Source organism: Streptomyces azureus (genome assembly GCF_001270025.1).
Taxonomy (GTDB): Bacteria; Actinomycetota; Actinomycetes; order Streptomycetales; family Streptomycetaceae; genus Streptomyces; species Streptomyces azureus.
On the sequence record NZ_DF968346.1, the window covers coordinates 29,826 to 42,981 of the forward strand.

General features: G+C 70.2%; 10 protein-coding genes and 1 pseudogene. 8 read left to right on the forward strand and 3 right to left on the reverse strand.

Going from position 1 to position 13,156, the window contains the following annotated elements; translation table 11 throughout:
* Positions 1 to 410 precede the first annotated feature (410 nt).
* The 7 genes and pseudogenes from AOQ53_RS26315 to argB all read left to right on the forward strand — a co-directional run.
* On the forward strand, positions 411 to 2,411 hold the full coding sequence (locus AOQ53_RS26315) for a DUF4978 domain-containing protein (protein ID WP_059420954.1): 2,001 nt from the start codon (positions 411 to 413) through the stop codon (positions 2,409 to 2,411).
* 87 nt (positions 2,412 to 2,498) lie between these two features.
* On the forward strand, positions 2,499 to 4,214 hold the full coding sequence (locus AOQ53_RS26320; protein ID WP_107084039.1) for a substrate-binding domain-containing protein: 1,716 nt from the start codon (positions 2,499 to 2,501) through the stop codon (positions 4,212 to 4,214).
* A 267-nt stretch (positions 4,215 to 4,481) separates the two neighbouring features.
* The gene (locus tag AOQ53_RS26325; protein ID WP_059420956.1) at positions 4,482 to 5,609 is read left to right on the forward strand and encodes a Gfo/Idh/MocA family protein; all 1,128 of its coding nucleotides are present in this window, start codon (positions 4,482 to 4,484) and stop codon (positions 5,607 to 5,609) included.
* A complete protein-coding gene (locus AOQ53_RS26330; RefSeq protein WP_078945512.1) occupies positions 5,602 to 6,525 on the forward strand; it encodes a DUF6807 domain-containing protein in 924 nt (307 codons plus the stop codon). Before AOQ53_RS26325 ends, AOQ53_RS26330 begins: the two co-directional genes overlap by 8 nt.
* On the forward strand, positions 6,522 to 7,265 hold the full coding sequence (locus tag AOQ53_RS26335) for a cupin domain-containing protein (protein WP_059420957.1): 744 nt from the start codon (positions 6,522 to 6,524) through the stop codon (positions 7,263 to 7,265). Before AOQ53_RS26330 ends, AOQ53_RS26335 begins: the two co-directional genes overlap by 4 nt.
* A gap of 70 nt (positions 7,266 to 7,335) precedes the next feature.
* Positions 7,336 to 8,826 carry a glycoside hydrolase family 43 protein gene (locus AOQ53_RS26340; RefSeq protein WP_059420958.1) on the forward strand — a complete coding sequence of 497 codons (1,491 nt, stop codon included), beginning with the start codon at positions 7,336 to 7,338 and terminating at the stop codon, positions 8,824 to 8,826.
* A 49-nt stretch (positions 8,827 to 8,875) separates the two neighbouring features.
* A pseudogene (gene argB, locus AOQ53_RS26345) lies at positions 8,876 to 9,591 on the forward strand (acetylglutamate kinase); the annotation flags it as partial.
* A 13-nt stretch (positions 9,592 to 9,604) separates the two neighbouring features.
* Here the strand turns inward: argB and AOQ53_RS26350 are convergent.
* Genes AOQ53_RS26350 through AOQ53_RS26360 form a run of 3 tightly spaced genes read right to left on the reverse strand, consistent with a single transcriptional unit; the run spans position 9,605 to position 11,943 of the window.
* Entirely contained in the window at positions 9,605 to 10,129 is a 525-nt protein-coding gene (locus AOQ53_RS26350) for a GNAT family N-acetyltransferase (protein ID WP_078945513.1), read from the reverse strand.
* Positions 10,126 to 11,724 carry an amidohydrolase gene (locus tag AOQ53_RS26355; protein ID WP_059420960.1) on the reverse strand — a complete coding sequence of 533 codons (1,599 nt, stop codon included), beginning with the start codon at positions 11,722 to 11,724 and terminating at the stop codon, positions 10,126 to 10,128. The genes AOQ53_RS26350 and AOQ53_RS26355 overlap by 4 nt, the downstream gene beginning before the upstream one ends.
* Positions 11,725 to 11,730: 6 nt before the next feature.
* Positions 11,731 to 11,943, reverse strand: coding sequence for an MbtH family protein (locus AOQ53_RS26360; protein WP_059420962.1), 213 nt, complete (start codon positions 11,941 to 11,943; stop codon positions 11,731 to 11,733).
* Positions 11,944 to 12,034: 91 nt separating this feature from the next.
* Between AOQ53_RS26360 and AOQ53_RS26365 the strand changes: the two genes are divergently transcribed.
* Positions 12,035 to 13,132: an alpha/beta hydrolase-fold protein gene (locus AOQ53_RS26365; RefSeq protein WP_059420964.1), complete on the forward strand. Its 1,098-nt coding sequence runs from the start codon at positions 12,035 to 12,037 to the stop codon at positions 13,130 to 13,132.
* Positions 13,133 to 13,156 lie beyond the last annotated feature (24 nt).

The window sequence follows — 13,156 nt, forward strand, 5'->3', positions numbered from 1 at the left end:
GGCCGCGGCTCGGCCCGAGGGCCGCACAGAAAAGCCACGGAGTACCGGGAAGGATGAGGTGTCCGACAACAGCAGGGGCAACGTAGTGATCGTTCACCTGAGCGGTCAAGATGTCTGCGGGTGATCGTTCACTTCATGGGGCCCACCGGGCCGACCGGAGCCGATTTGCTCTGGACTGCGACGAAACTCTCCCCGTTCACACCATTGACACACAAGCGTTTCAGCCAGTCTTATGTGCGCCATCGTTGGTTTCGGCCACCATCTGATCGCCAGGGCCCCGCCATCGCCTGTCGGCTCGATCGCGCTGCGCCCGACACCCCCGCCTCGAAGGTTCCTGACGGCGCCGTCGACCCCTCAATTGTGATCGTTCACCATCTGGCAGAAGTTCACCCGACACGGAGGTAGTCCACATGAAGTCGAACACCGGCTCCTGGTCACGCCGCAGATTCCTCGCCACGAGCGGGGCGGCGGCCCTCGGGAGCATGGCGCTGAACCTCGTCGGCGGCCTCCCGCGGGCCGCCGCGGCCGGCGGCGTGGTGTCCTACGTCGACACCACGAGGTCCACGTACGACAAGATCGCCCTGATGGTCGACGGGAAGCCCTTCTACCACAGTGGCGTCCAGTTCCGGTACGAGAAGCACAAGTACACGTACGGCTGGACGGACGCCCAGCTGAAGCCGGTGCTCGAGATGATCCGCGACGACGGGTTCACCGTGGTGAACATCCCGATCTGGTGGTCGAAGATCGAGCCCTCGAAGGACACCTTCGACTGGACCGACATCGACAAGTACCTGGCCTGGTGCGGGGAGTACGGTCTGAAGCTGGAACTGCTGTGGTTCAGCCATGAATCGACCGGTGCGTCCATCGCGGCCCGGATGCCGGCCTACGTGATGAACGACTACCAGTTCGTGGTGAGGTCCGACGGCACCAGGCTGACCCTGAACGGCAACCCCCTCCTGGACAAGACCGATCCGAACCTGCTCGCCAGGGAGAAGTTCGTGCTCGGCCAGCTCATGAGCCACCTCGCCTCCGCCGACACCGCGCACACCGTCGTCGGCATCCAGGTGCTGAACGAACCGAACGTGTCGAAGCAGCAGGGCGGCTCGGCCATCGACCGGAGCTACAGCACGTACAGCACCAACCTGTGGAACAGCGGCGGATACACCGACGCGACGAAGTTCCGCAAGGACGTGCTGCTCAACTACCTGACCCAGCTGGGACAGGTGATCAAGCAGTCGGACTACTCGGTGTACACCAGGACCAACCTCGCAGGCAGCGCGGACACGGTGCCGGTCGCCGAGAACGAGGCCCTCAGGGCCCAGGGGACGGCGACCATCGACTTCTTCGGGAAGGACCCGTACACCACGGGCCTCGACACGCTCTACAACTACGGGAGGGACGCCGTCTGGGCCCAGGGGAAGAACTTCCCCATGATCATGGAGAACTTCGGAGGATCCGCGGCGGCGGACGTCGAGAAGTTCAACGCCATCGCCGGCAACACCGCCCACAATCTGTACGCCGCCCTGGACCCGGACTCCAGCACGGGCAGCAGCAGCCACGGCCTGTACGACTTCAACCCCACCACCAAGGTCGTCACCCGCAAGGCCGTCTCGGACAAGGTCGCCCGGCTCAACCACGTGCTGAACAAGATCCACCGGGACCTCGCCAGCAAGCGTCCGGTGGAACGCGGCGGAACCGACCTGCAGACCTTCAACCGGAGCGCGACCGCCGACACCACCGCCACCAAGCCCGTGGGCGGCGTCAACATCACGTTTACGACATCGAGCGGTGCGCAGGCATTCGGCGTCAGGCGCGGTGCGGCCGAGTTCGCCTTCACCACCACGACCCAGGCCACGTTCACACTGCCGGGAACCATCGGCGTCGTACGGTCCGTCGAAACCGGCCAGTACGACGCGAACGACAACTGGGTGAAGTCCGGGACCAAGGCGTACAGCACGGTGTCCGGGGACACCGTCGTCGCCCTGGCGGCCGGCGAATGCGTGCGGGTCGCCTACCTCGTCAGCGGCGCGCGGTACAAGCTGAGGAACACGTCCTCGGGCAAGTACCTCGACACCGATGCGAACGGTGCGGTCATTCTCGCGGCCGCGACCACCTACGACGACCAGGACTGGATCGTCGCCAAGGACTCGTCCGGGTCCTGGACCATCAAGAACGTGCGGACGGGACGCTTCTATCTGGAAGCCGACGCCACCGCCAACAACGTCATCTGGAACACCGGCACCGTTTCGGACGCCTCGCTCTGGAACCTGGAAGGGGTCGCGGCAGGCGGGCTCCGCGTCAGGAACACCCACACGGGAAGGGCCTACCTGTACGGGAACTCCGCGGGCGAGGCGAAGTGGAACACCGGGACGCAGGACGCGAACACGGTCTGGGAGTTCCAGCCGAAGTAGCCGCCCGCGCCGTCCCTTCTCCCGCGAGGCCGGAAAGACGGTCCACGCGGGGAGGGCGGCGCAGGGTGCCCGTGTAATGATTGCTGCATGACTCAGGCCGACGTGTTGCGGGCTCTGGATGCCAGGGCCGCCGGCCAGTGGGGTCTGGTGACCACCGCACAGGCGAAGCTGGACGGCGTGCAGGGCGTCCAGCTCCTGCGGCTGGAGCGGTCCGGGGCGCTGGAGAGTGTGGGCCACGGGGTGTACCGACTGGCCGCCTCTCCCCCGCCGGAGCACCTCAGGATCAAGGTCGCGTGGCTGCGGCTGGATCCCGGAACCCCGGCGCGGGACCGCCCTGCCTACGGCCCAGGGGCGGGCGTCGTCTCCCACACCTCCGCGTGTGCGATGCACGGCCTGGGCGGCCGGCCCGCCGACTTCGTGGAGCTGACGGTCTCGTCACGCCGTACCACGCGTGACGAGACCGTCGTGCTGCACCGCGCGGCCACGGACGCCGAGGACATCACCGTCGTCGACGGGCTGCCCGTCACCACCGTGCCACGTACCGTCGTCGACCTGCTGGAAGACCGTGCCGACGCGGCCCGCACGGGCGCGTTCGTCGCCGAAGCCGCCGCCCGTGGCCTGGTGCGCGTCGACGACCTCGCGCCACGGGTCGCGGGCTTCGCCGGTGACTACGGGTTGCCCGCGCAGGCGTCCGGCGCGGAGCTGCTGGAGTTTCTGTGCGAGCAGGCGGGGCGTCCTCTCCCGGCACGGAAGGCCGGTCGATCCACCGCGAAAGCCGCCGGCCCGGGGGCGGCCTCCACCCCGGAGAGGAAACGGCCGACCATATGGGAGGTCGCCAAGCGGGCCGGCGTGTCGCACCAGACCGTGTCCCGGTTCCTGAAGAACGACAGCGGCATGAAGCCGACGACGCGAGCGAGGATCGAGCGCGCCGTCGCCGAGCTGGACTACCGGCCCAACCTCATGGCGCGGTCGATGCGCACACAGCGGTCCCACCGGATCACCATCGTGCTGCCCGAGTTGAGCGGCTTCGTTCCGATTCCTCTGCTAAGGGGCGCCTCGACCGCGGCGCACGAGGCCGGGTACATGACCGACGTCGTCGGGCTGGAGGGCGGCGAGTCGCGGCGCGCCCGCAGCGTGCTGTCCCTGCTGGAGACCCGGCAGGCGGACGGGGTGCTGTCCCTGGTGCCGCTCGGGGACCTCGCCGGTGGCCAGGGCTCCGGGCAGCGGCCCGTGGTGGTGCTGGGCGAGTACGACGACAACCTCCAGTCCCGGGGACGGCTGGCCGACGGACGGCCCGCCGAGGAGATCCTGCGTCACCTCGCCGGCCAGGGACACCGCCGGTTCCTCCACGTCGCCGGCTCGCAGGACTGGGCCTCGGCACGCAACCGGCGGGCGGTCTACGTGGAGGCGGTCGAGCGACTGGGCCTCACGTCCTACGGCGTCGTCGACGGGGACTGGTCCGTGCGCTCCGGCTACGAGGCCGCACGTGACCTGCCGGCCGACTCCGGCGTCACGGCCGTGCTGGCCGCCAACGACTACGTCGCCCTGGGGGTACTCCGCGGCTTCCAGGACCGCGGCACGCGGGTGCCCGAGGAGATGAGCGTCTTCGGCTGGGACGACGAGGAGTTCACCCGGTACTTCTCGCCGAGCATCTCGACGGTGCACATCAACAAGGAAGAAGTAGGCCGCCGGTCGATGCTGTCGCTGCTCGCGCTTCTGCGCGGCGAGCCCGCGCCGGAGTCCGAGGTCGAGGATCTGTTCCACCTCGTGCCGCGTGGGTCGAGCGGCCCGGCCCCCGGCTGAGCCGGACGGCGTTCCCGCTGGGGTGTCAACGCAAAAAGTGAACGATCACAGAGAAACTCTTGACCACAAAGGTGACCGTTCACTACGTTCATGCTGCCGCCGTTACATCGGCGCGAGCCGAGTTCGTCCGACGGAGCCGTTCCCCTCGACCGCACGGCCATGCGTGCACGTCCTGGGCTGAGCAGGTCGAACCCACCTTCTCCGTAAGCGGTGTGACGCCCCCCGTGCCGTGCCCAGGCACCGCCCGAGCTTCCACGAGAGAGCCACATGACTGAGTACAGCCAGCCCGTGCAGGTGGCGATCGTCGGCGCCGGAAACATCGCCGACGGTTGCCACATGCCCGCCGTCCAGGCCCAGAGCGGCGAGGCGGCCGTCACCGCCGTCGTCGACGTCGACCTGCGGCGCGCCGAGGCCTTCGCCGCCCGCTGGGGCATTCCCGCTGCCTACGACAGCCTCAACCACATGCTGCGGGAGCAGCACCCGGACCTGGTCATCGTCTGCACGCCCCCGATCGCCCACGGCGAAGCCATCACCGCCTGTCTGGACGCCGGCGCGTCGGTGTGGTGCGAGAAGCCTCCCACCCTCTCGGTGGCCGAGTACGACGCCGTCGCCGCCCACGAGCGCGAGGGCGGCCCGTACGTCTCCTACGTCTTCCAGCACCGTTTCGGGTCCGCCGCCCGAGCCCTGCGGGAGCACATCCGCGCCGGCAGCCTCGGCGCGCCCCTGGTCGGCGTCTGCCACACCCTGTGGTACCGGGACGACGCCTACTTCGGCGTCCCCTGGCGCGGCAAGTGGGAGACCGAGGGCGGCGGTCCCACCATGGGCCACGGCATCCACCAGATGGACCTCATGCTGGCCCTGATGGGCGAATGGACCGAAGTCCGCGCCGCCATGGGCACGTTGGCGCGGAACGTGGAGACCGAGGACGTCTCCATGGCGATGGTCCGCTTCGCCAATGGCGCCATGGTGTCCATGGTCAACAGCCTGCTATCCCCCCGCGAGACCAGCTACCTGCGCTTCGACTTCCCCGAGGCCACGGTCGAGCTGTCCCACCTCTACGGCTACGACAACTCCCACTGGACGTGGACCCCCGCACCCCACCGGGCCGAGGCCACGGCTGCCGAGCTCGGGGCACCGCTCGACGACGAGGCCAGCTCGCACGCCGCGCAACTGCGCCTGCTCCTGCGGTCCCTGCGCGCCGGACAACGCCCCGAGGCCAGCGGCGACGACGGCCGCCGCGTCCTGGCCTTCATCGCCGCCCTGTACGAGTCGGCGACGACCGGACGCCCCGTCACCCCGGACATGATCACCTCGGACAACCCCTTCTACCACTCCATGAACGGCCGCCTCCGCGCCGCCCAGGACAACGCCGACAAGGAGAAGACCAGTGTCTGACACTCACTTCCGGATCGAGCACGACGAGGGCGGGACCGAGTTCGTGGTGTCGGCCGCGGGCACGGACCTCGCCACATACGTCTACCGGCCGGACAGTCCTGTCGAGGAATCCCCCAAGCCGTATCTCTACCCGCTGAAGACCCTCTCCGGTGCGCCCGTGGGCGTCTACCGGCCCTGGGACCACCGCTGGCACAAGGGCCTGCAGATGACCTGGTCCCATCTGTCCGGCGACAACTTCTGGGGCGGGCCCACCTTCGAACAGGGCGCGCCCGGCCACGGCTATGTCTGGCGTGAGAACCACGGCCAGCAGGTGCACCGCGCCTTCGACCGGCAGGACGACAGCGGCAGCGAGGTGTCGGTCGTCCAGGCCCTGGACTGGTTCGGCTCCAGCGACGAGGTGTGGATCGGCGAGACCCGCACCCTTCGCTTCCACAGCGCCGACACCGGCGAAGGCGTCTGGGCGCTTGACTTCACCACCGGCCTGACCAACGTTCACCACGAGCCCCTGGAACTGGGCAGCCCCACCACACACGGCCGTCCCAACGCCGGCTACACAGGGCTGTTCTGGCGCGGGCCCCGGGCCTGGACCGGCGCGGACGTCATCTCAGACGGAGGCCATGAAGGCGACGCCGTCATGGGCACCCAAGGCGCCTGGGCGGCCATCACCGGCGAGCACGACGAGATCGACGGCGGTGCCACGGTCCTCGCCTACGCCGGCACCACCACGGCCGCCGTCCCGCTGAAGTGGTTCGCCCGCAGCAGTTCCTTCGCCTGCCTCAACCCGTCGCCCGCCTTCGACACCGAGATCAAGCTCGAGCCCGGTGAGACCCTGTCCCTGAGCCACCGCTTCGTGTTCATCGACCGCCTGGTGGACCGCCGTGAACTGGAGCCGATCGCCCAGAGGTTCGCGCCGTGACCGCCCTGCCCGACTTCCCCGGGGCCGTGGGACTGAGCCAGCTCCAGGTGTACCCCTGGCCCACGGCGGACGACGAACACGGCGGCTCGCCCCACATGCACCTCGTCTGCTCGGAGTGCTACGTCGTCGTCAGCGGCCGCGGCCGGCTGGAGACCCTCAACTACACGGGCCACACTACGACCGAGCTGCACCCTGGAGACACGGTCTGGTTCACCCCGGGCACGATCCACCGCGCCATCAACGACGAGGACCTGCGCGTGATCGTCGTCATGCAGAACAGCGGCCTTCCTGAGGCGGGCGACGCGGTCATGACCTTCCCGCCCGCGTACCTCTCCCCCGAGACCTATCCGGGCGCGGCCTCGCTCCTCGACGCCGACGGGACCCCCGACCCCGAGCGCGCCCAGGTACGCAGGGACCTGGCCATCGAGGGGTTCAGGGAACTGACGCGTCAGTGGCGGCGCGGCAACCGCTCGGCCTACGAGGACTTCTGCGCGGCAGCCCTGCGGCTCGTCCAGCCACGCCTGGACGCCTGGGAGAAGACGGTCGACGACGGTGCGCTGGCCGCCGCACAGGCGGCGCTGCGGCAGATCGATTCGCTGCGCAACGGCGACCTCAACCACCTGTACAAGGCGACCGTCTCACGTATCGCCCAACCGCCCCGGCAGACCCTGGGCATGTGCGGTTTCCTACGCGCCTACGACCCGGCCCGCCGGGCCGGCACATCGGCCGAGCCTCAGTGACGCCCCACCACCCGAACGTGCCCGAACGGCTGCTGATCTGCCCGGGTTCGAACCAAGGACAGTGTTTCGCATGAGTTCGATGCTGCCGGAAAGCGGTAGGAGCGCCGACGCGGCGACCACCCCGATCTTGTCGGGGATGTACCCCGATCCATCGGTGTGCCGGGTCGGCGAGGACTACTTCCTGGCGAATTCGTCGTTCGAGTACAGCCCCGGCGTCCCGCTCTGGCATTCCCGGGACCTGGTGTCCTGGCGTCAGATCGGCAACGCCCTCACGAGGGACGATCAGTTCCCCGCGGGCCGGTCGCCGTCGAGTCGGGGCATCTACGCCCCGACGCTGCGCCATCACGAGGGACGATTCTGGCTGATCACCACGAACATCGACGATGCTCGCGGTGGTCACCAGATCTACCACGCGACAGACCCGGCCGGGCCGTGGTCGGCGCCGGTGTGCCTGACCGAACTCGACGGCATCGACCCGGACATGGCCTGGGACGATGAGGGAACCTGCCTGGTCACCTACTGCTCGTGGTCGGAGACCGAGATCGGCATCAGGCAGGTCGCGGTCGATCCGGAGCAGGGCGTGCTCCTCGAACAGCCGCGGTGGATCTGGCACGGTACCGGCCTGGCCCATTCCGAGGGGCCGCACCTGTACCGGCGCGGCGACTGGTGGTACCTGGTCATCGCCGAAGGCGGCACCGACCGGGGCCACGTGGTGTCGGTCGCACGCTCACGCAGTCCCCGAGGGCCGTTCGAAGCCGCCCCGCACAATCCGGTCTTCAGCCACCGCAGCACGGCTCATCCCGTCCAGAACGTCGGTCATGCCGATCTTGTCGAGCGCCCCGACGGGACGTGGGCGGCGGTGTACCTCGGCACACGGCCGCGAGGCCGCAGCCCGCGCTTCCACGTCAACGGGCGTGAGACGTTCCTCGCCGGGGTCTCCTGGGTGGCGGACTGGCCATACTTCGAGCCGGCGAGCCTGCGCGTCCCCACCGGACAGCGGGACTTCGAGGACGACTTCTCCGCGCCCGGACTCCATCTCAGGTGGGTTTCGCCAGGAGAGCGGCCCGACCGGTTCGTCCGCAGCGTGCCGGGAGGGGTGGTCGTGGGTCACGCGCCGAGCGCGACCGGTGAGCCCTCGGGCCTGTTCACCCGGGTCGGCGGAGACCACTGGGCGGCCGACTTCCTCATCGATCCGGGGGATGGTGCGTTCACCGTCGCACTGCGGCTCGATGGTGCTCATTGGTACGGGCTGCGCGTCGCCGACGGCGAGGTCACTGCCGTCGCACGGATCGGACAGGTCCGGACAGTTCTCGGCTCCCGCCCCCTGCCCGGCTCCCCTGTCACCCTCCGCATCCGATCCACGCAGCCGACCTGGAACGGACCGGACGACATCGAACTGGGCATCGGTCACGGAACCGGCACCGATGTCCTCGCCCGCCTGGACGGACGCTATCTCTCCACCGAAGTGGCGGGCGGGTTCACCGGGCGCTTGGTCGGAGTGTGGGCCGAGTCGCGGGAGGTCCTCGTCCGCCGGGTCCGGTTCGCCGAACAGCGCGCGTAACGGCCCGTGACGGACGTACTCCCTTCCCCGGGCTCTGCCTCATGAGGCGCTTTCCCGACTCGGGATCCGGATCCGCCATGGCCCAGGTGTGCCATGGCGGCGAGGACGCCGCGCAGGCACCACCCCGGAGACCATGGACGTGGTGCGCATGGTGCTGACCGGCCGGGTCCAGCGGGAGCTGGTCGGCCACATCAACACCCACGGCCCCCTCGCGGTGGGGATGACGGGCGAGGACGCGCACACCATGACGGCCGTACGGCGGCCGGCCTGGGTGGACGGCCGGGCGGTGGACATCGGTCTGGTCGGCGATGTCGTCGACGTGAATCCGCGCGCGGTGCGCACGCTCCTGGAGCAGGGGCACATCCCCGTGGTCTCCCCCGTGGCCCGCGGTGAGGACGCACAGGTCTACAACGTGAACGCCGATCTGGCGGCGTCGGCCCTGGCCGTGGCCCTCGACGCCGCCCGCCTGGTGGTGCTCACCGACGTGGCGGGCCTGTATGCCGACTGGCCGCACAGCACCGAGGTGATCGAGCAGCTGACAGCCGACGAACTCGCCGCCTTGCTACCGGGGTTGGCGGCCGGGATGCTGCCGAAGATGGAGGGCTGTCTGCGAGCGTACGCGGCGGCGTGCACAGGGCGCACGTGCTCGACGGCCGTGTACCGCACGCACTGCTGCGGGGTGTCCTGGGCCGGAACAGCCCCGGCACCATGGTTCTGCCGGAGCACCACTCCGACGTCCCGTGCGCCGGGGCGAGTTCCGCCTGAGGATCCGACGCCGTCACAGGGTTCGCGCGAGGATGCGCGCGTTGCGGCGCGGGTCCAGGGAGGTCGCCCAGGCCGGAGGCGCGAGGCGCACGCCGGCCGGGGCGAACCCGTGCCGCAGGAAGAGGCTGCCGCTGCCGACCGTCGCGGTGAACAAGGAACCCACCGACTGGGCGCGCGCCCTGGCCACCGCGGCACGCAGCAGCCGGCCTCCCAGTCCGCTGCCCTGCCGGTGCCGGGCCACGCAGAAGTTGTAGAGAACGCCCGCGGAACCGCGACTCCCCTCCGCGCCGGCCGCGTGTACGCGCAGGGCCAGGCAGCCCTCCAGGACGCCGTCGGATCCCTCGGCCACGACGAAGTCGGTCACGTGGGCGCCATAGAGCGAGGCCGGTCGTCGGCGTAACGCCCCCGAATGCACGAAGGGCTGGGACAACGAGGCGAGTGCGGCGGCGTCCTCGGGGCGGGCGGGGCGTACGACGGAGGTTGCCGTGAGAGGAGCACGCGGCAACGGCGATGCGGTGCGCGGCGTAGCCGTGTTCAAGACTTCCCTTCCCCGCTTTCGAGTCCGCCGTCGCGTCGATCGCGACCGTCGACGTACGTCGCGACCACCTCGATGTCGCCGATGCGGGAGGTGCCGACGCGCCGCGGATCGTCGCCGAGCACGACCAGGTCGGCGCGCTTGCCCGGGGTGAGGCTGCCGATGCTGTCCTCCCAGTGGCAGGCGTAGGCACCGGCGACGGTGTAGGCGCGCAGCGCCTCGTCCACGGTGATCGCCTCGTCCGGGCCGATCACCTGGCCGGACTCGGAGGCGCGCTCGACCATGAACTGGACGGCCCGCAGCGGGGATCCGTCGGTGACCGGCCGGTCGGAGCTGCCGACAAGGGTGATGCCGTGGTCCAGGAATCCCTTGCCCCGGTACAGCCACGGCGCCCGCTCCTCCCCCATGATCGCCGCGTAGTCGTCGCCGAAGCAGCGCAGGAAGTTGGGCTGGACGACCGCGCTCACGCCGAGCCGCGCGAAGCGCGAGAGCTGGTCGGGGCGGATGAGGCCCGCGTGTTCGACGCGGTGCCGCACGCCGTGGCGCGGCCGCAGGCGCTGGGCCCGTTCCAGGGCGTCGAGGGCGACGTCGGCCGCGCGGTCGCCGATGGCGTGCACGGCGAGCTGCCAGCCGGCGAGGTGACCGGCCACGATCGTCTCGGTGAGCGTCTCCGGGTCGTCCTGCAACTGGCCCGTGTGGTCCAGCCCTTCGTACGGACTGCTCAGCGCGGCGGTGCGGGCCATCATGCCGCCGTCGGTGTAGATCTTCAGGGCGCCGACGGAGAGCCAGTCGTCACCGAAGCCCGTGCGCAGGCCGAGGTCCAGAGCCCTGGGAATGCCGTCGGCCTCGTGCGCGGCGACGGGCCGCAGCCGGTCCGCGGCGACCATGAGCTGCACCCGCAGTGGCAACAGGCCCTTCTCGCGGGCGAGTTGGTAGGCGCCGAGCTCGACCGGGCTGTGCCCGAAGAGGGCGCCGCCGATGCCTGCCTCGGCGCAGGCGGTGACGCCTTCGGCCACGCAGGTCCGGGCGGCGCGTCCGATCGCCTCGGCGAGTTCCTCCTGGGAGTACGGCAGGCGCAGTGCGCGGGCGGCGCCCATCGCGCCCTCGGCGAGGAAGCCGTCCTCGTGCGGAACGCCGGCGGGGAGCAGGTCCAGTACTGCGGTGTTGACGACGCAGCCGTGTCCGGAGTCGTGCAGCACGAACACCTTGCGCCCGTGGCTCACCCGGTCCAGTTCGGCGGCGGTCAGATGACGGCCCAGGGCCCGCTGGTCGTAGCCGGCGATGCTCACCCAGGCGCCGGGCGAGCCCTTCCGGAGGACGGCTTCCTCCACGACGGCCAGCGCGTCGTCGATCCGCGTGCGGCCGGCGATGCTCGGCGTGTTCTGCTTGAAGCCGGCCCAGGCCAGGTGCACATGGGCGTCGATGAACCCGGGCAGCACCGTGGCGCCCTGAAGGTCGATCACCTCCCGTGCGGGCAGCGAGGCCACGGCCTCGTCCAGGCCGACGATCCGGCCCCCCCAGATGCCCAGGTCGTGGGCGACGGGGTGGGCCGGGTCCATGGTGACGAAACGGGCGTTCGTCAGTCTGGTGCAGAGCATCGCGCGTCAGGCGTCCATGGACTCGGCGAGGGAACGGGGGCGCAGATCGGTCCAGTTGGCCTCGACGTACTCCAGGCAGGCCTCCCGGGTGTTCTCCTCGAAGGCGATCGTCCAGCCCCCGGGCACGTCCGCGAAGGACGGCCAGAGCGAATGCTGGCCCTCGTCGTTCACGAGGACGAGGAAACGGCCGTCGGCGTCGTCGAAGGGGTTGGTGGTCATGTGCCGGTGCCTCCTGTGAAAATTAGGTTAGGCTCGCCTAATCGCAAGTGAGCTTAGCCTTCTCGCTTTCCGCTCCACAAGGAGACGTTCAATGAGGTTGGTGGGGGAAGACACGTTCGCCGCGTTCGGACTGCCCGGCACACCCGGCACCGACGAGTTCTGGGCGGCCGCGCGGACACCCGCGTCGATACCCGACGGCGACGGCTGGGTGACCCTCTTCCTGTGGCGCGGGTCCGATGCGGCGAGCATCGACTTCGAGAGCTGGTCCGAGCCGGTGCCCCTGGGCCGGTTCGGCGACACGGACTGCTGGTACGCCGAGGTGCGCATGCCCGCGCGGCTGCGGGTGACGTACCGGTTCCGCGTGGGCGAGGACGCGTACGCCGATCCGCTCAACCCGGTCGGGGCCGGCGGAGACCGGTCCATCGCCGCGACGCCGGACGCGCCGGCCCAGCCGCACTGGCCCGCTGTCGGCGCCGACGGCGTGCTGCCCCTGCCCCGCACTCGGATCCGCTGGGCCAGTGAACGGCTGGGCGGGCGGCGGACCGTGCGCGTGCACCCGGCGGGCGGGGGCGGGCCGGTGGTCCTGCTGCTCGACGGGGACGACTGGCTGCATCTGCACCCGGCCATGTCCGCGTTCGACTCGGCGGTCGCCAGTGGGGAGATGCCGCCGGTCACCCTCGTCTTCCTGCCGGCCAAGGACAGGGAGGCCGAGTTCGCGTGCCGGCCCGAGCTGTGGGAGGCGGTCCGCGACGAACTGCTGCCGCTGGTGGCGGAGGCGGGGGTGACCGCCGGCCTTGACCGGCTGGTGGTCGCCGGGCAGAGCCTCGGCGGGCTGAGCGCGATGTACGCGGCGCTGGAGTTTCCGGAGCTGGTGTCGCGTGTGGCCTGTCAGTCGGGGTCGTTCTGGTGGACGTCCGATGCGATGGGGGCGGCGGACCCGTTGGGGGGTCCGGTGGGTGGTGCGATCGCTGCGCGGCTGCGGGAGGGGGTGGATCTGTCGGGGCTGCGGGTCGCGTTCGATGTGGGGGAACACGAGACGCGGATGCTGCCGCATTGTGAGGCGGTGGAGACCTTGGCCGAGCAGGCCGGGGCGACCGTGCGGGTTTCGCGGTCGGCCTCCGGCCATGATCGGGTGGGGTGGAGACATGCGCTGGTCAGGGATGTCGCCTGGGTGTTGGGGGCACCGTAGTCGCCTGCGGGCCGGTGGGGGTTG